Annotated in this window: 19 protein-coding genes and 1 pseudogene; 6 read left to right on the top strand and 14 right to left on the bottom strand. The window is 36.0% G+C overall.

The window, feature by feature from the left end; all coding sequences use genetic code 11:
* Positions 1-98: 98 nt before the first annotated feature.
* Positions 99-1,034: an aromatic alcohol reductase gene (locus J2Y40_RS03750; protein ID WP_309997112.1), complete on the bottom strand. Its 936-nt coding sequence runs from the start codon at positions 1,032-1,034 to the stop codon at positions 99-101.
* Positions 1,035-1,289: 255 nt separating this feature from the next.
* Between J2Y40_RS03750 and J2Y40_RS03745 the strand changes: the two genes are divergently transcribed.
* Both J2Y40_RS03745 and J2Y40_RS03740 read left to right on the top strand, forming a co-directional pair.
* Positions 1,290-1,694, top strand: coding sequence for a helix-turn-helix domain-containing protein (locus tag J2Y40_RS03745; protein WP_309997110.1), 405 nt, complete (start codon positions 1,290-1,292; stop codon positions 1,692-1,694).
* A gap of 155 nt (positions 1,695-1,849) precedes the next feature.
* Entirely contained in the window at positions 1,850-2,539 is a 690-nt protein-coding gene (locus J2Y40_RS03740; protein WP_309997540.1) for a substrate-binding domain-containing protein, read from the top strand.
* A gap of 301 nt (positions 2,540-2,840) precedes the next feature.
* On the opposite strand, the gene J2Y40_RS03735 is transcribed toward J2Y40_RS03740, so the two are convergent.
* The 7 genes and pseudogenes from J2Y40_RS03735 to J2Y40_RS03705 form a co-directional block, all read right to left on the bottom strand.
* Positions 2,841-3,599, bottom strand: coding sequence for a LytTR family DNA-binding domain-containing protein (locus tag J2Y40_RS03735; RefSeq protein ID WP_221408301.1), 759 nt, complete (start codon positions 3,597-3,599; stop codon positions 2,841-2,843).
* Positions 3,596-4,687, bottom strand: a complete 1,092-nt coding sequence (locus tag J2Y40_RS03730) for a sensor histidine kinase (protein WP_120214046.1) — start codon at positions 4,685-4,687, stop codon at positions 3,596-3,598. Before J2Y40_RS03730 ends, J2Y40_RS03735 begins: the two co-directional genes overlap by 4 nt.
* A gap of 116 nt (positions 4,688-4,803) precedes the next feature.
* A complete protein-coding gene (locus tag J2Y40_RS03725) occupies positions 4,804-5,394 on the bottom strand; it encodes a cytochrome b (protein WP_074234364.1) in 591 nt (196 codons plus the stop codon).
* Between the two features lie 2 nt (positions 5,395-5,396).
* Positions 5,397-6,497, bottom strand: a complete 1,101-nt coding sequence (locus tag J2Y40_RS03720; RefSeq protein WP_309997103.1) for a catalase family peroxidase — start codon at positions 6,495-6,497, stop codon at positions 5,397-5,399.
* 663 nt (positions 6,498-7,160) lie between these two features.
* A complete protein-coding gene (locus J2Y40_RS03715) occupies positions 7,161-7,535 on the bottom strand; it encodes a hypothetical protein (RefSeq protein ID WP_309997102.1) in 375 nt (124 codons plus the stop codon).
* Positions 7,536-8,019: 484 nt separating this feature from the next.
* A pseudogene (locus tag J2Y40_RS03710) lies at positions 8,020-8,599 on the bottom strand (metal-dependent hydrolase).
* A gap of 422 nt (positions 8,600-9,021) precedes the next feature.
* Complete coding sequence (locus J2Y40_RS03705; RefSeq protein WP_309997538.1) at positions 9,022-10,464, bottom strand: Na+/H+ antiporter; 1,443 nt, start codon at positions 10,462-10,464, stop codon at positions 9,022-9,024.
* On the opposite strand from J2Y40_RS03705, the gene J2Y40_RS03700 reads away from it, so the two are divergent.
* Both J2Y40_RS03700 and J2Y40_RS03695 read left to right on the top strand, forming a co-directional pair.
* Positions 10,456-10,752, top strand: coding sequence for a hypothetical protein (locus J2Y40_RS03700; protein WP_309997100.1), 297 nt, complete (start codon positions 10,456-10,458; stop codon positions 10,750-10,752). The genes J2Y40_RS03705 and J2Y40_RS03700 overlap by 9 nt on opposite strands.
* Positions 10,753-11,260: 508 nt before the next feature.
* A complete protein-coding gene (locus J2Y40_RS03695) occupies positions 11,261-11,941 on the top strand; it encodes a hypothetical protein (protein WP_309997097.1) in 681 nt (226 codons plus the stop codon).
* Positions 11,942-12,503: 562 nt separating this feature from the next.
* Here the strand turns inward: J2Y40_RS03695 and J2Y40_RS03690 are convergent.
* The 3 genes from J2Y40_RS03690 to J2Y40_RS03680 form a co-directional block, all read right to left on the bottom strand.
* The gene (locus tag J2Y40_RS03690) at positions 12,504-13,256 is read right to left on the bottom strand and encodes an SDR family oxidoreductase (protein WP_232706020.1); all 753 of its coding nucleotides are present in this window, start codon (positions 13,254-13,256) and stop codon (positions 12,504-12,506) included.
* Between the two features lie 29 nt (positions 13,257-13,285).
* Positions 13,286-13,711, bottom strand: a complete 426-nt coding sequence (locus J2Y40_RS03685) for a nuclear transport factor 2 family protein (RefSeq protein WP_309997096.1) — start codon at positions 13,709-13,711, stop codon at positions 13,286-13,288.
* Positions 13,712-13,823: 112 nt separating this feature from the next.
* A complete protein-coding gene (locus J2Y40_RS03680) occupies positions 13,824-14,699 on the bottom strand; it encodes an AraC family transcriptional regulator (protein WP_232706017.1) in 876 nt (291 codons plus the stop codon).
* Positions 14,700-15,041: 342 nt separating this feature from the next.
* Between J2Y40_RS03680 and J2Y40_RS03675 the strand changes: the two genes are divergently transcribed.
* A complete protein-coding gene (locus tag J2Y40_RS03675) occupies positions 15,042-16,343 on the top strand; it encodes a chloride channel protein (protein WP_309997090.1) in 1,302 nt (433 codons plus the stop codon).
* A gap of 440 nt (positions 16,344-16,783) precedes the next feature.
* On the opposite strand, the gene J2Y40_RS03670 is transcribed toward J2Y40_RS03675, so the two are convergent.
* Together J2Y40_RS03670 and J2Y40_RS03665 are read right to left on the bottom strand one after the other, a co-directional pair.
* Complete coding sequence (locus tag J2Y40_RS03670; protein ID WP_309997088.1) at positions 16,784-16,936, bottom strand: hypothetical protein; 153 nt, start codon at positions 16,934-16,936, stop codon at positions 16,784-16,786.
* On the bottom strand, positions 16,918-17,139 hold the full coding sequence (locus tag J2Y40_RS03665) for a TolC family protein (protein WP_232706325.1): 222 nt from the start codon (positions 17,137-17,139) through the stop codon (positions 16,918-16,920). The genes J2Y40_RS03670 and J2Y40_RS03665 overlap by 19 nt, the downstream gene beginning before the upstream one ends.
* An 18-nt stretch (positions 17,140-17,157) precedes the next feature.
* Here J2Y40_RS03665 and J2Y40_RS03660 point away from each other — a divergent pair, with 18 nt between their 5' ends.
* A complete protein-coding gene (locus J2Y40_RS03660) occupies positions 17,158-17,505 on the top strand; it encodes an aldo/keto reductase (protein ID WP_232706012.1) in 348 nt (115 codons plus the stop codon).
* Positions 17,506-17,594: 89 nt separating this feature from the next.
* Here J2Y40_RS03660 and J2Y40_RS03655 read toward each other — a convergent pair whose 3' ends face one another.
* Entirely contained in the window at positions 17,595-17,945 is a 351-nt protein-coding gene (locus J2Y40_RS03655) for a helix-turn-helix domain-containing protein (protein WP_072953293.1), read from the bottom strand.
* Between the last annotated feature and the right edge of the window lie 169 nt (positions 17,946-18,114).

Raw genomic sequence — 18,114 nt, 5'->3', positions numbered from 1 at the left:
AAAAAATGACATTTTTATAACTGTGATCTGCAACAAACTTTGTAATTCAATTTACCGGATAACAATTATAATTTGTTGGATCCATTATACTTTTCCTACTATTTATGGTAAGACTCCCAGTCAATATTATCTTTTGCCCATTGCTTGGCGGAGGTTGTCGGAATTCCTTTCTTCCCATTGAAGGTATTCTCTAATGGCCAAGAAACACCTTTTCCTGCTCCGAATATAGAACGGTATTTTTTAACGAAATTGTCGGGATCGTTTTTAAGGTCATCTGTGATCTCTCCCATATCGGAAAGTGTACGCTCATACTTCTGGCCTGATAATGATTCTGCAATATCAACAAGATCTCTGTAGGTGATCGTATCACCCGCAATATAGACGATCTCATTCTCTATCTGCGGTTCTGTAAAGAAGATCTCAGCGGTAAGACGGCCAATATCATCCGGTGTCGTCAATGTAACTGCCGTATCCCATCCGCCAATGGCATTGATCGACTTATTTTCCAGATCTAAAATACCGAAGAAAGGTTCAAAAAGATAACTGGTGAACATGCCTGTGGAGATGATGACCCATCTTGTGGCACTTTGCGATCTCAAAAGCTCTCTTACATCAAGCTGCTCATCAAAAAGGTCCTGCGCACTTCCGCGTCCTATTTCCTCAAAGTCTACTCCGAACTGCCAGGGAAAGTATCTTTTGACACCGGCATCCAGTACAGCATTGGCCAATTTCAGCTGAAAACCTCCTGCGCCTGTTCCATAACCTGTACATGAAACAACAGCGTCGTAATTTCTGAAAATATCGATAAGCTCAGCAGAGGAAGCGGACAGGTCGCCTGCAAGCAATTCTACGCCTAATTCCCGGATCTCTGTGACATTCTTTCTCTTATCCGGATCTTCAGAATTAATCGTCGCTTCTCTCAGCAAGAGAGTCACTTTAACGTTATTATAGTTTTTAGCCTTTTTTGCCATATTTCTGATGACAGGCATCCCTAACTCGCCTGCGCCCAAAATTAAAATTGATGTATTTTCCATATTCCAATAATTAAAATTCGGATCCATTCTAATGAATTCATTTTCCTATGCAAAATTACGATGTTCAAATCCTGAAAACAATAAGATACCTCACTGTGAGCTACTTACATCGATGTTAGTTTTTTGAGTTTTAGTCATATTAATTTTACATGGAGGCTAAAATTTATTTCCTACAAGTATATTTATTAGAAAGTTTATTTTAGCAAAAGTTTTATCATCAGAAAAATCTATCTTTATTAGCGTTAAATATACTCTATGGAAAGACCGATGACGGATGAAGAAATCGTAAATGCCTGGGACGACATTTGCAAGGTGCTCAACAAAGATCAGGATCAGCTCAAACATGATATACTAAATCATGTCGGCAACAAATGGTCACTCTTTGTCATTCACGCATTGGGAATAGATGGTAAAATGCGTTTTTCAAACCTGGAGAACCACATTAGGGGTATCAGTCAACGGATGCTGGCCAAATGCTTGCGGGAACTGGAGAGAGACGGACTCGTGTTACGAACCGTCCATCCGGAAGTCCCGCCAAAGGTCGAATATGAATTGACAACTTTAGGCCGTGGTTTATTGGTGCAGGTCACTCCACTCTGGTTATGGATCGCCCTTAACAGCAATGAGCTGAACGAGGCCAGAGAAAACTACTTGAAGTAGACATCAACTTTGCATTTTCGGTACAATGGCACTGCTCTATATACGATCATATAGAAGCTCACTTGTCTTTCAATCGATGCTGCGTGCTCCATCTTTTGGGTTTCATGCCAAAATGTTGCTCAAACAATCTTCCGAAATAACTCAGATTCAAAGGGATTTCCTCCGTGCTACATTCGGAAGGCTATAACTTTTTTGTGCTTTCTTCGGAAGAATCTCTGGGAATGGAAGAGGAAAATCTGCTTACCTGTATCAACTCAAGGGTGGATGGCATCCTGATTTCTCTCAGCAGACAGACAAAGGACCTCACCCATTTCAATAAAATTAAGGAGCTGGAACTTCCTTTGGTCATTTTCGACAAGACCATTCCACAAAATGTCTTTGAAGAGGTGATATTTGACAACAGGCTTTATGCGCAAACTGCCGCCCAAAAGCTCATAGAAGCTGGCTGTAAAAATATTGTTGCTATTTTCGGGGATGAAAACCTGGAAATATCACAAACCCGTAAAAATCATTTTTCAGAGGTTATCGATAAGCACAAAGATGTAAAGTGCAAGATCATCTACTGCAATTCCGCCGATATGGTAAAGGAGAAAATGAGTATCATCTTTGATTATGAAGACTTCGACGGTTACTTTGTAATGAGTGATGAGACTCTTGCCGGACTGCACAGTTCCCTTGTCAATAAAAAAACGGCTTCCCCAAAAGCTAAAGTCGTTGCCATAACGGAGGGAATTCTTCCAAAATATCTGGACGATTCCTATGAATGTATCATTAACGACGGCTATGAAATGGGAAAAACGGCTGCGATGAAACTATTGACAATCATTAAAAAACAGTCTATTTAAAATTTACTCAATTAACTGTACTTGCTTGAACATTTAAAGAACCGATTTTGTTATTGTGCACTTACGCAAACTCAGTTGTATGAAAGTTTTTTTATATCTCGATTTTTCTACATTGAAATTTGTGGCTACCAGAATTTTACAATATAATTTCAATGTATTTTAATTCTAAATGACTACGTGACGAGGAAATATTTTATATACCATACTTTATTTTAACATTTAATTTACAATAAATTAGAATATATTATTAAGCTAAAATCTCAATTGCTATAATATTATTTTCGTAATGACAACCTCTTGATTAGTAACCGATCCAAGATTTAAATTGTGCAGATTTTTCTCGACTTATGATAATTGCTTCATCGCTTTTTTTTAGTTTTACTTTAAGCTTACCCTTAAAATAATTGCTGATCTGTAAAATAGAATTAATGTTTATAATATACTGCCTGTTGGCTCTGAAAAATAATTTGGGATCAAGTTGCTGTTCCAGTTCTTCCAACGTTTCCGGAATTATTTCCTCCTCACCATTAGCCAGCCTGGCTTTCGTCATTTTAAATTCTGAATAAAAGTACATTATATCATCAACGAGTACAGTCTTATAACTATCTCTATATGATATCAGAAAACGATTCCTGTAACCTTGTGGCTTCAGAGAAGTTAAAAGAGTTTCCATTAATGTACGATCAATTTTTACAATCGTCTTTGCTTCGAGTTTTTCTATAGCCATATTCAGTTCATCCTGCTCAATAGGCTTCAAAAGATAAAAAACACTGTTATACCTGAACGCCTTGACTGCATATTCGTCATATGCAGTGGTAAAGATAACGGGGCAAAGGACTTCCGCTTTTTCAAAAATTTCAAAACTTAATCCATCAGACAGCCTGATATCCATCATCACAACATCGGGCTGCTCATTTTCATTAAACCACTCCACACTTTCCGCAACGCTTTCAATAACAGCTACTATCTCTGCATTTGGTCGTACTTTACCAAGCAGACGAACAAGTCTTTCTGCATTGGGAATCTCGTCTTCAATAATTAAAATCCTGCTTGTCATCATAGTTTAAGAAGTGGTATGGTTACTTTGAAACAATTATTGGCTTTACTGATCTCAACCGGCCGTTTTGACAGCAATTGATACCTACGTTTTATATTGGTTAATCCTATACCAAAAGAATCTTGAACCTTTGCAATTGGCAGCATATTATTTTCAACTGTCAATGTTTGCGCATTATCAGTACTGATGCGTACGATCAGTGGTTCTTTTCGGTTCGTTTTATTGTGCTTTAACGCATTTTCGACAAGAAGCTGCAAGGTAAGAGGCGGCATATAAAGATTTTTTGATGACTCATCTGCAGAGATATGAAACTGTACCCCATTAGAGAACCGGTGTTCAATAAGAAATCGGTAAGACTCTAAAAATTTAAGCTCCTGTTCCAGCGTAATAATATCTTTTTTAGCATTTAGAAGAAGGTAACGGTATATACGGGAAAAGTTTTCAGCATATGCATATCCCAGCATCTGATCTTTGAGGATGGTCTCAGACAATACACTCAGATTATTGAATACAAAATGTGAATCTATCTGAAGTTTTAATGACTGTAACTCAGCATCCAATGCTACCTGCTTAAGCTCTGAAGCCTTTAATGCCTCGTTTTTCCAATTTGATATCAGGTAATTGCCAATATGAATTCCTACGATAAATAGTGCAATAATAGTACTAACGACAAGCCACTGGATCATCCCTCTTGCCTCTTCTACGGATCCTCCCGGACCAAATCCAAAAGTCAGAGGTTTTCCATTCATCCTCGATTTGAAAAAGTTAATAATCAGCTGTACTGCCAGGATTACAAAAAGATTCAGAAATATTTCAATCGTAAAACGCTTTCCAGGATAATTGGTCCAGGGAACACTTTGGTTAAACCTGTTGCTGATGAGAATGCTCACTTCTGATACAATAAAGCAAAAAATAAAAGAGGTTGCAAGATCCCGGCTTACTTTCGTCCAATCCCTTTTAAAAAAATTGCCCCAGTAAGGAGAGAACGGATCGATGATGAATGAAATGAGGTACATCATTAAAAAGGCAAAACAAACAATCAATATTCGTTTCCAGCGGTTATTCAAAAATGCATTTTGTTCTTTCTTCATAAAATAGATCTCAATTGTTAAGTCGAATTATATTATTAAAATTCATTATAAATTAAAAAATGAGAATTTAAATATACAAAGACTTTTACACCGATAGCATTTTGCCCTTCTTAAGTTTATTGGTCAGAACAGATTTCCTCAGATTTATCAGTTAGCTTTTTTTGCCCTATCATTGATTGCAGAATGTTGTCTCTGTAAATAAACCCGTGAATCAAGGCCGCAGAAAGATGCCCGACTATCATAAAGAAAAACGCCCAAGCCATTATCCGGTGTGAATCGTGCAACAAGGCATAAGAAGTTGGGTTTTGTTCTAATATCGCGGGAAGATGGAAACCCGGGTAAAGCCTCACCGGGAAGCCACCGGCTGACAGCTGTGCCCAGCCGGAAAGAGGCAGTGCAAACATCAGCGCATAAAATACCCAATGCAGTATCGTAGCCATATATTTCTGCCAGCCCGGCATTTCACCGGGAAGCTTTGGAACGGGTCTGGTCAGGCGGTTGATCAAACGGACAATTACCAGCAGCAGTACAGCTACTCCCAACGGTATATGCAAATCCAGCAGCCAAGGCCTTAATGTTAATGATGTCATCATTCCTACTCCCACGAATAACATTGTTAATATCATTGCGGCCATCAGCCAATGTAGGATTCGCGCCGTAATATTAAAAGATGAAGGAGGCATCTGAGTCAGCTTTTTATTATTCATCGTTATTTGTTTTGAGAGTTGTCTTTTTTAGGTTTTCCTACAGCATCGGTCGCTTTGCCATAACCGATTTCTCTTACCCTGTCATTGTACGAATGAGAATATATACCTGCCCTTGCTGCTAAAACAGGATCATCAGACAACGCAATTCCCTTCGGCACAAGCGTTGGATCAAAGTTGATATCCCTGCACCCACCTTCTGCCTGATCAAAAACACGGTTAACTTCCAAAGTCCCTGCAATGATTTGTTTACGGTTTGCAGGCCATTGTTGGGAGGGGTCGTTGACAGGGTCTCCGGGTTCAGCGATAGTCAATACCAGATCCCAATAAAGAGGAGCTTTTTCCAGTCGCTTTTTCAATTCATCAAATAAATAGTTTGGGCCAGCCTTTTTTCGTTCTTCTGCGCTCATCGAAACAAAGGGAGCGTGCGGACGCATTGACCAACGAACAGGATGTTCTTTTCCGTTGGAATCTATTAAAAGAAATGCATTGATAACATAATATTCCGAGCCTGCAAAACTTTTAGTCCAGGGTGCCTTGGCATCATATTCCATAGACTTTTTTGCTTCAGGGTATTCTTTAAGAAAAGCTGCAACCTTTTCAGGATTAGGTTTTCCTGTTGTAGGATCGGGCTTAAAAGCTTCAATTTGTTTTAGAAATCCTACGGCATCCCGAGTGCCAAAAAAAGGTTTATTATTCAATTTCATTCGCCACTGTTCGCCATCAGCAGATGTCAGCATCAAAGCCATACTTACTGTACGGCTGGAATTATCCGGCGCGTGCGGATTGCCGGTACCTAAAGAAAATCGACCCACTGCAGGAACATCTTTCTGTCCAAATACCTGTGCTATAGATAATGGCACAGCATTTCCAGAAGCGTGAAAAGTGCCTTCAAAGCAAATACCTTTGCCGTGAGCCCGACGGTATCCTGCCGGAAATGAATCCGGTGTATTCTCTAAAAATGTTCTGGTCGTATTACGTTGCCCAATAAGACCTGCAGACCACGCAAAGGCTGAAACTAGCAGCAATGCAGTAAGGGCAATACCCGCTAATCTGATTCCGGTTTTTCGTTTTTTGGAATCAGCTGGAAAAAAATATTTTTTCATAATATTCTGGTTCAATTATTTATATTTATTAATACAAAGAAATGAACGAGAAGCCGACATCTGACTTTTATCTTTACCGAAACGGAATAATTGGCTACTGAAATGGACTTTGAAATAACTGAAATTTACTACTATTTCAATCCTGATTGTATCAAAGCTTTACGAAACTATCAATTTTGTTTAAAAAAATTATGCTCAAAGGCTATGAAATAAATATATTGAGATTCTCCATTTAGCATTTTCATTGGTCAAATCATCAACGAAAAAGTATAATCGTGGTGCTAAAACTTTAATCCCTTATAATCCCATGCAATGTTTTTTTTATTGCTTTATAGATAAAGTACCAAACCGAATTTGCCCAGCTAAAAAACAGATATTTTTTAGCTTCAATTTTTAATGAATGTAAATTAAACAACATTTAATACATTCAAAATATTATCAATATCTAATATTAATTGGTTTGAATATAGTCCTGTGATGTTCACGAACAGCCAAATGGCGCCCACTGAAGACAGTTGGCACCATTTTAATTACTTAGAATAATTTTTTTAAGTTATTATATATTTAAATATATCTGATAATGTCATTATGTGTAAAAATACACTTTTGTACAGATAAATAATATTTTTTCGATGGTACACTCAAGTATATTGTTGCCTTAATTTATTGAATTTTAAATTTTGAATCTTTAAATGCATTTAATAATTCTATTAGTTCAGGTGTCTCATTTAAATATATTATACAAAAACTCGCATTGTAGCCGTTTATTATTGCATTGTAAATTATATAATTTTGTGAAACATTATTTCCCAGATCAACTTTTATAAAAGTTTTGTAAAAAGAAGTTTTTCCGATTTCATCTTTAGTTATATTCTTTGTAAATTTTGCATCTGCATTCTTCTTTTTAATCGATTCAATTAGTTCATCAGTATTTTTATTTACAGTTGCAGCCTGAGCCACTTTATAAAACCTAAACCTCCCCAGCTGATGACCATGCTGTTGAATAGGTTTTCTTTTTCTGCCGTCACCACCATCCATTGCTCACTGAATAGCTCGATAGCGTTGTCAGGTAAATCTTTTTGGGTCTATGCGATCGTACTGTGATTGCCATGCAGAGCCATGCGTAATGGTTTGCGTCTTCTTGACCTGCGGCTTTGGATCTTTACCGCAACCTGACAATACCAAAATTAATGGTAAAAAGGTCGACAGCCATCTTATTTTTTTTGTTATCATATTGTTATGGGCTCAGCCCGTTTATTAGTAGATAGCATTACTTATTTTATTTATAAATGCTGTATGCCAAATCATCGGCTTATGTTATTTCTGTATATACCTTTAATACTTTTATGTGGAATTTGAGAATTTCATCCATAGTCTTTGAGCAAACAATGAACTTCCTATAAGAACAATAATTACAAATCAAGTCGCCATTGATTCCATGTAGTCTGTGAAAAAATGAATAGCAGAATGCCGGGATTGAGAAAATATATTAAACATTCCCTCCCACTGAAAACTCAATATATTATTGAAATTCTAAAAATTCACCAACTTTCAAAAGCAGCAATTCTTTTCCCCTATCTGCAAATTTTTTGACTGATTCTTGATGATCGATAATAATGTAAGGGTTACTATCATAATGATATCCCAGAATTTTATTGCACTCCACAAAATCTGACGCAATTATTGCATCTTCTACATCCATCGTAAAGTTGCCCCCGATTGGAAAAATGGCTAGATCCAGTTTGGTACGGAGGGGGATCAATTTCATATCGTAACTTAATGCAGTATCTCCTGCAATGTAAATATTTATGGTATCTGTCTCTATCACGAAACCTCCAGGATTCCCCCCCATAGCTACCATCTGAAAAACTACTTGAATGACTGGCGTTAACGTATTTTACTTTTCCAAAATCAAATTTCCAGCTGCCCCCATGATTCATAAAGTGAGATTTAAAACCTTTCTTCTCATAATAAGTGGTGATTTCAGCGTTTGAAACGATAACCGAATCATTCTTTTCTGCAATGGTTTCAACATCTAAAACGTGATCGTAATGAGAATGGGTAATCAAGATATAATCTGCTTTTAGCGAATCAATATTGATTGATTATGTGATGGGTATATATAAAAACGTTTGTTGTAAGTTTTTTTTCTGAAGTTCAAGATTATGCAATAATACAATACATATTCAGACATTTAAACTTCCATTTGTAGTTCTCTACCTTGGCTATTATAAGTCAACAATACTAATTAAATAAAGCTCGTGGTTCAATCATTGTCAAAGATTGCCTTCCTCAGGAAAAACTAAATTATAAAAATTCAGTACAAAAAATTCTTATCTATAACTAACTTCTTTGATGGAATAATGAAGTAACATTTCGATAGTATATCCAAGCTCATTAAACAATCAATAAATAACAGTTACGTTTGTTTTGACATTTCTTAATTATAAGATATTTATTGTGTTAAGGAACTGAACTCAGAATTATGATATCAAGAATTTCTTGATAAATTTTCTTTAAAACCTTAGATTTTCATATTTAATCTTTCTTCCTGAAGATCCAATAACCTAAGATGTTTTCTGATAATTTCTTCATCTAACAAAAGTTCTTCTCGGTTTTTATTTATAAGCCAGTATCTTTGGGCATCAAGAATATCAACATAAATCTTTTTATATTCTTCGTAATTAACAATTATCTCAGAACTCATTGCCTGAGTTTCATACCGCTGCAATTGATCATTCAACGTCGGAAAGCTTTTTATTTTATCACTATAATCATTACGAATTTTATCAATTGCCACTTTTGCCAAACTGTTCTTGATGTCCTGATCGATCTCCTTTTCAGTTCTTATAAAGTCCCGGTCGACCGGTGGAAATTTTCTAAGAAAAACAGGAAGTGTCAAACCCTGTATCAATAGGGTTGAAAGAATTACAATAAATGTGATGAAAAGTATCATATCTCTTTGCGGAAAAGGAGTTCCGTCATCCAGAGTCATGGGAATCGAAAGTGCCGCAGCTAATGAAACGACCCCTCTCATCCCTGTCCAGCCAATAATTAAAGGGGTTTTCCAACCGGGAGGTTCCGGATCGGCAACACTGATGAAATTCTTCATAATTAATGTTGTTATCACCGCTCCATAACTTGCGAAGATTCTTACAATAACAAGTACAGCTGAGACAGCGATACCATAGCCAATTGAAGTGTAAATATCTGCTTTGCCTAAGCCTGAAACAATTTCAGGTAAATCCAAACCTATTAACATGAAAACAATCCCATTCAATAGAAAACAAAAACTTTCCCCAACTGTTAAGGTCCTTATTCGCGATGCACCACTTAAGAAATCATGGCTGTGGTATGAAAGAAATAAACCTCCTGCAACTACTGCCAGTACTCCTGAAGCATTCAATTGTTCTGCCGCCAAATACATTGAGAATGGCGCAATGAAAGTCATTAGAATATCGATGTTCGAATCAGTCGGTAAGATTTTGTGCATATTCATAAAGATGTACGCTATTGCCAGTCCGATTCCGACACCGCCTATACACATCCAGACAAGACTGACTGCAGCTTCATGCCAAACAAACTGCCCTGTTGCAGCTGCAATCATTGCAAATCTTAAAATGATCAAAGACGATGCATCATTCAATAAACTCTCTCCCTCAAGAATTGAAGACAGTCGTTTCGGGACTTTTACAAATTTCAAAATAGCACCGGCACTAACAGCATCAGGCGGAGATACAATTCCACCAAGCAAAAAACCCAGGGCTAAGGAAAAACCCGGTATAAAATAGTTGGCAAAAATTGCAACCGATAATGCTGTAAAAAACACAACCACAAAAGCAAAACTAAGGATAATCCGACGCCAGCGCCAAAGCTCTTTCCAGGAGGTTGACCACGCTGCCTCAAACAGCAAGGGAGGTAAAAAGATTATAAAAATTAATTCTGGCTCTACTTTAGTTTGTGGTATACCGTTTCCCCTACGAACCTACAGCGGACCAGCGGTTTCCTGATCGAAAAAATAGTTACCCCGCTGATTTCACAACCGGCCGATAAAGCCGCTTTACCTACACTTCTTGCGGCAACAGATCCAATCGTGAAGAATGGTTCCTACTGGGGACCTTCCGGATTTATGCATGTTAAGGGTTCACCGGGACCTGCATCCATTCCCAAACAGGCGAAAGATGTAACCACAGGAAACAGGCTATGGCAGGTAGGCGAACAGATGACAGGCGTGAAATTCAATTTACAGCCCTGATTAGTACTCACAACCGAAAACTTAGAATAAATTTTAATAATGATCCTGATAATTTCGTGAGAAAATACCAACTTATTTTAGGATACAGAGCCGGTGTACGATTGAACGTGGATCAAACATTTAATTTTAAAGAGCGAACAGATACAACCTGCGCAAGACAATTGGCAGAGCAATACATTCAATGGAAGGAGTTTAAAATTTATTTGCCAAAACATTAAATTTACAACTGAACCTGATTCAATCTTAAAGGGATGAATCAGGTTCAACTATTGATAGCTAAAATTATGATTACTGATTAAAAAAATAGCTCCTGCCCTTCGAGGCTTTTTAAAAAATCACCGGAATTTCACCATCAGCATATCGGGACAAAATTTTGCACGATTTATCCTAATATTTGCCATCTTTATACTACTCTGCGACTATTGTCTGTTCTAATTTTGCGCTATAATTTTCTCATGTTAAAACTGGCATATTAACACTAAACCTTGGGAAATAAATGTATAAGATTATGAAAGAGCAAAAATCAGTAAGAATTGGCGTAGCTTTATTTTTTATCAGTCTTACAACAGCCTTCCAGGCTCAGACAATTGCAGAAAAACAACCCGATCTCAAAAGCACACCTATCAACATGGAGATGATGCTGGGTAGCAGGGGTATCTATTATCAGGTTATGGTTAATAAAAAGTTTAAAAGTATACCAAAACTTGGCTTTTTCAGTATTACCAATGGAAATGCTCCTTGGGAAAAAGAGATGACACCTGACATCATGACACAATCGCATATTACTTATACATTGTTAAGGGGTTTAGAAGTCACAACAGGTTTGCAATATACTCCTGTTTATGGATTCAGACCGGTAGCAAGTCTGATATATTCATATTCTACACCTGAATTTACTATCGTAGCGAACCCAAAAATCGATCTAGCAAGTGATTGGGCATCAGAAAACATGCTACTCATAGAATATCGTCCAAAAATTAATGATAACTGGTCATGGTACGGTCGTGCACAAGGTTTGTATGGATTTGTTCCAAGCTCAGGTGATCATAACAGAAGCTACATTTATCTGCGTGCAGGACTCAGCTACAAAGAGTTTAGCTTTGGTCTAGGTAGTAATTTTGAATGGTATGGCCCTATTAAACATAATGAGAACAGTATTGGTTTGTTCGCCACTGTACTTGTCTTCTAATAATAATTGTCTGAAACCGTTGATTTACAATTTTTTTATTGATAAGTTTTATTTTGAAATAATCAATGTTAAAATTTCATCCTAATCAAATAGTGAATATAATCAAATCTCTTGTAACAAAATATATTTATGGGAACAGATGAAAGTTGAAAAGACGGTCAATTGAGCAACTAATTTCGAAGTGAATGGAACGTCTTTTTAAGGTTTGAGATCATATCACAGCGACATTTAATTTTTTTTATAACGCTTTTAAATCGTCCGTCAAATGTTTCTATATTTCTTCGGTTATGGCATAAAACCAAAATAGCCAATTAAAGACTTAAAAGTCCAATAATAAATTCTAAAAGCTTTGTAAATTAAATTGCATTAAACTTCTGTTAAATTTAAAAACGAGACTTTAGTTTTAACTTAAAAGCTTAAAGCAATTCTTCTATCTTAATCAAATTTTCCTAGAAAATGTATTTATTAAAAGTCAGACGTACCATTATAATTAAAAATGCAGAACAAAAAGATCTGCACTAAAATTTTAAAATTATCAAAAGAAAAATTTATAATTGAAAGTTTAGCTTTTAAATGTTTCCAGTGCCCAATCCTCAAAAAGTTTCTGACCAGCGGAGTAATGACCAGCGGGAACTAGAAGTGAATTAGTAACAACAAAATGCATATACTTACTTTCATTTTCTGTAATCACTTTTTTGTCCTGACCTGTAATTTGAATATACTCAGAGACAAAAGTCCCCATTTTGCCACGTCTTGGTCCTGCAATTTCAATGGTGTTATTTTTAGGTTCTTCCAAAGAGAATTGTACTATGAATTCGGCAACATCATCAAGTGCAATTGGTTGATAGTCTAAGTTCGAAACAAAAACTTTATCCCCTTCTCCCTGAACTTGGATGATGGCTTCCACATGTTCGTGAAATTGTGTTGACCTAATTATAGTGTAAGGTATACCCGAGTTTTTAATAGTATCCTCTTGAAGTTTTTTTGCTCTGAGATAACCGATTTCCAATGCATCATCTGTTCCTACAATTGATAGAACGATATGATGCTTAATACTAGCATTCAATTCTGCTTTGACAAGATTCTTTCCCGCAGTCTCAAAAAATCGAAGTGCATTTTCTCCTTCGGGAGAAGATGAATTTGATAGATCGATTACTATTTCAGTTCCGGTCAATGCTTCCTGAAGCCCTTCACCAGTAATGACATCGACACCTTGTGATGGCGAACCGATTACTACTTTATGACCAAGTTTTTCCAATTTGTTAGTTACAAGCCTCCCTGTTAGACCTGTACCTCCTACTACTAAAATTTTCATATCTGATTTATTTAATATTGTAAAGTTTTTTAAAATAAGCTGCGCACTTGAACACCAAAGGGATTTTCAAACCAATATCTCCAATATCCATCGGTTCCTCTTTTATCATAATCATTAGATGTTCCTCGAATACATATTTTTTCACCATTATTCGCAATACGTGCTATACTCCAGTCCAAGATTAGTGATGCTAGATTACCATATACATAAACATTCCTTGTTGTAATTTTGATTGGCAAACCGAATTTAAAGAAGCAGTCCAATTCTCGCGCAATCTCCAATCTTCCTCTACGAGGCTGACCACTATCACGAATAAAGATTGCATCTTCCTCATAGAAACGAAGCATAGTCTCCGTATGGAAAGAATTCATATGAGCAAGAAAAGAGTCGATTATTCCCTCGGGAGTTCTCGACAATGAGAGTACTGAGCTTTCAACAAAATTCTGTCCAATCATAAAATCTAAATTTTCTTTAGAAGTAATTTTTTTGTCTTACAAAATTGAGCAATTGGCATATGCAACGCCACTCACAAATTAAGGTAAAAGGTGGACAAAAGAAGGAACAATCTTAATGATCTAAGGTTTGGTCTGAGCATTTAGCGTATTGCTTCCGATATTCACTAGGTGAAAAACCTGCATTTTTACTAAACAGCCTGATGAAATATTTGGTGTCTTGATATCCCAGCTGATAGGAAATTTCCTTGATGCTTATTTCCGTATAGTAGAGCAATCTTTGCGCTTCACTCATCACTTCCTTCTGTATATGTTCGGAAGCAGATAAACCAGTAACTTTTTTTACTGTATCGCTTAGATGTCCAACAGTTATATTAAGCATTGCTGCAAATTCAGATGGACGCTTTATACTCCGGAAATGTGATTTTACAAGATTCCTGAATTCCTTCGTGAGATTTATAGAACGTAGGCTAACACTTTCGGAATTAATGAATGATTGGCGTTTGTAGCATAAAACTGCCTGTTCAATAAAAGCTGAAAGCAATGGTTTTTCAACTTGCCTATAAGGGGTATCGTTCAGATCTTGTAATTTCATGATTGACTCAAAGATTGTTCTAAACCAATGCCGCTCATTATTAGAGAGAGCGATAATCAAGGTTTCCTCTAATAAATTATCCAAACTGGTTTGTGCCATTCTACCGATATGACGGCTTTCAAAAGACAAATAATAACCTGTTGCACTAAGAGTCTCTAGAATCTGATGAACTTGTCCAGGAGGAGAGATAAAAAGTGTCCCCACCGGCATTGTTAAATGCTTAAAATCAAATACAACTTCAAGCTTATCAGCCTCAATTAGCATGCAAGTATAATGGTCGTGCCTATGAGGTGAAAGTGCTTTTATAATACCTGGTGTAGATACGTTCCAAATACCAACAGCAATCCCACTGCTGTAATCCATTCTATTTACTATAATTGAATCGTTTTTAGGCATAACAATTTCTTTGCACAACTAATTTAGTTTTTCTTTATTTAATAGTGTGTATTATTCAAGACTAAAAGTAAAGAAGCTAACTAAATGTGCAATTTTTTCAAAAACATCCATTTTTAACAGTTATCTAAAATTCCAACGTTGCAAACAACAGTATTGATAAATAAAAAAGAAATTAAGTATATCCTTGTCTTGATCGGTGGACCTTCAGTTTATGAATCAATGAATTATTTAAATTTCATTTGAATTGTTTAAATAAAAACAGGTAGTATGTAGTAACAAGCAACTTTTACTATTTCAAAAAATAACTGTTACCTTTACATCTTCTTTAAAACTAAAATAGTTATGCAAGGCAATACAGCGTACCGAAAGAAAATAATAAGATCCAGCTATGTCAAATTAATCGGGATATCTATTATCGTTAGTATTATGTGTTGTCTTATATCTTATACTTTAAAACATTTGACAGGACAGGTACAGGAATACCTCTTTGAAGAAATTATAGCCACGGAAAACAAATTGCTAATCTTTCTACCAAGTGTAGGCATTACAGCAATCTATTTCCTACGTAAATATCTCTTTCAGAACAGAAAAAATAAAGGAATTAAGGAAATATATACAACCCTGGAAACAAGAAAGGATCATCTTCCTTTTTTTAAAATACCTTCGCACTGCACTAATGGCTTTTTAACGGTAATTTTCGGAGGATCTACAGGAGTCGAAGTATCAACAGTAGTTGCCACCGCAACAGTTGGTAATCAGGCATACAAACATTTGCATAGTGCTTGGGCCTACAAGACGGAACTGATATGTGCAGGTATTATAGCGGGTGTAACCGTACTCTTTGGAAGTGCGCTGGGCGGTTTTCTATTTGCATTCGAAGTTATTGCACGTAAATACAATAAAACCTTACTGATCAGTGGAATAAGTTCGATGATTATAGCTCATCTATTTGTGCATTTTTATGACTCAAACCCATTATTTACATTTAAGGTACAGGACTGGCGGTGGCAATCCATACCTTTTGCTGTGATACTAAGTTTAATCGGAGGTATATTTGCCCTTTATTTTACAAAAATTGTCATCTACGCAAAAACATTTTTTGGTGGGATTAACAACAATTTCATACGTGTAAATTTAGGTGCCATAACTGTTGGGGTATTTATCTTTTTTCTTCCGGCATTATATGGTGATAGTTATCACGGGCTTGGTAAAATCCTTGAATCAAGTTCGTCCGATATTGTTAATCTCACATATTTAATTCCTTTGGTTTTGCTCATCTTTATAAAGCCATTGGCAGCTTCCCTCACTCTCGGTGCAGGCGGTGACGGCGGTGTATTTGCCCCGAGTATTGTTACAGGTGCGTTTTTAGGGGTATTTTTTGCCCAATTCTGCAACCATTATTTAGGTACTCATCTTGTGGTTATTAACTTTGCGTTATTTGGAGCCGCTGCCATGCTTTCCGCAGCTATTCACGCCCCTCTTACTGCCATGTTTATTATTTCCAGTATAGTACCGTCTGGATATCTATTGCTGTTTCCTTTGTTCATCAGTAGTGTTATTGCTAAAGTCCTTGCAAAGAAAATCTATCCTTACAATGTGTATACTTACAAAGAATTTTCAAGAATCCCAAACTCAACAAATTGATTTAAATCAACTTACAATATTTAGATATGACAAATCACAAGAATAAAATCTTCTTTGTTTGATAATTGATCTAATATTTTTTTAGATAGCAGAACTGACATTTATACAAATATGATCTGATACATTTAAGTGCATCGTCACGTATTTATTTTACTACTTAATAAAAAAGGTGCTATCTTTCGATAACTCATTTCTTTATTTAAAATAGTTATAAAATATTTGTAGAAATAACACCTAAATAAAATTTAGATTACAACGCATCACATTGTTTCAATAGTAACAAGTATGGGCATATTTAAACAGATCATTGAAAATATCGATGGATCTTGTCAAAGCAATACCTCTTTTGTTTTAATTTACAAACTGTTTTCAAGATTCCTGATTTTAATCAACCAAGAACATTATTATCCTCCTGCAGTAATAATACGCAAAAACAACACCTACGGTATCTCAGAGCTTTCCATCACATCAGAAACTCCACCGACTGTAGTCAATAACGTCAGCTTAAAATTGATGACTGCTTTTTTCTGCTCAATAACCGCAGACTCGTAGCCTGTTCTAAGTTGTCTTTTATTCAAAAGTGACATTGCCAAATTGGCAGCCAACGTTTTTTAATAGAACCGGGACGATCAAACCAAGTATTGTTCTTATTTGAATTAACACCTATTGATGGTGACAAACTTATGCTCGGATACATTGCAGCTTTTGCCAAATCAGTTTTCGCATTTAGACTTACAACATTTAGTTCGGCTGCTTTTAAGTCTGGCCTTTTGCTTAATAGATGTGAAGGACTCAGGAAGAAATTTGATTGTCAATGATCAATGCTTCAAAATTCTTAGTTCTTTCCAAAGAAGCTGGATATTCGCGCGACAGTCATTCTACTGACGCTGAATATTCGGAAGATGAAAAAACCAAACTGATCATTGATGGACTGGTAGGAATTGCAGAAAAATATGAAGCTACGCCTGGCCAGATTGCATTTGCATGGACTTTATCCAAGAATGCATTTCCTTTGCTTGGAGCACGAAATATCAATCAATTTGAGCAAAGCATTAAAGCTGCTGAAATCAATTTGACAGCTGAAGAATTAGCACATTTAGATGCCTTAAGCTCCATTAGTTTGGGGTATCCGCACGATCTGTTGAATACTGTACGGGGTTGATTAGAATGATCAACCGACTGTAAATATGAAAGAAGTAATCTGAAAGGCTACTTCTTTCAGATTTGCACTTTTAAAATCATTATTTAAATCTAACTTTTATCGGTTATCAGTCTTTTATGCTTCTTTCCCCACTCGATCATATCGGTAATTAAAGCTCCATATTCCTTTGCATACTCTGTAAACTCATATTCTATAATTGATGGGAAATCTATGTCAACTTTACGTGTGATCAGTTTATTGGCTTCCAGCTCCTTTAAATTTAGTGATAACATTCGTTTGGTAATTGTGGGAATACTCTTTTCGATATCACTGAAACGCTTATTCCCATTACATATTGAGTAAATTATAGGCAGTTTCCACTTACCTCCGATGACATAAATTGTATCCTGCAATGCTTTAATATCCTGAGCATCGATTGTAGTTTTTACACATTCTTTCATATCCTTATTCTTTACTATTCGGTTATCAGCGCAAATTTTGCCTTAATTCAAGACTTCCATTTTTTGCTCCCGAGTATCAGCCATGATACTGGTTACAAAGTTATACCTAATTGCTTATAACTTTGCATAAGAAATTGAGATAAAGATCAAAATTTTTAAAAATTTATTC

The organism is Chryseobacterium sp. 2987 (assembly GCF_031456375.1).
Taxonomy (GTDB): domain Bacteria; phylum Bacteroidota; class Bacteroidia; order Flavobacteriales; family Weeksellaceae; genus Chryseobacterium; species Chryseobacterium vaccae.
Note: the sequence above shows the minus strand (reverse complement) of the source record. Positions and strands in the feature narration are given on the sequence as shown.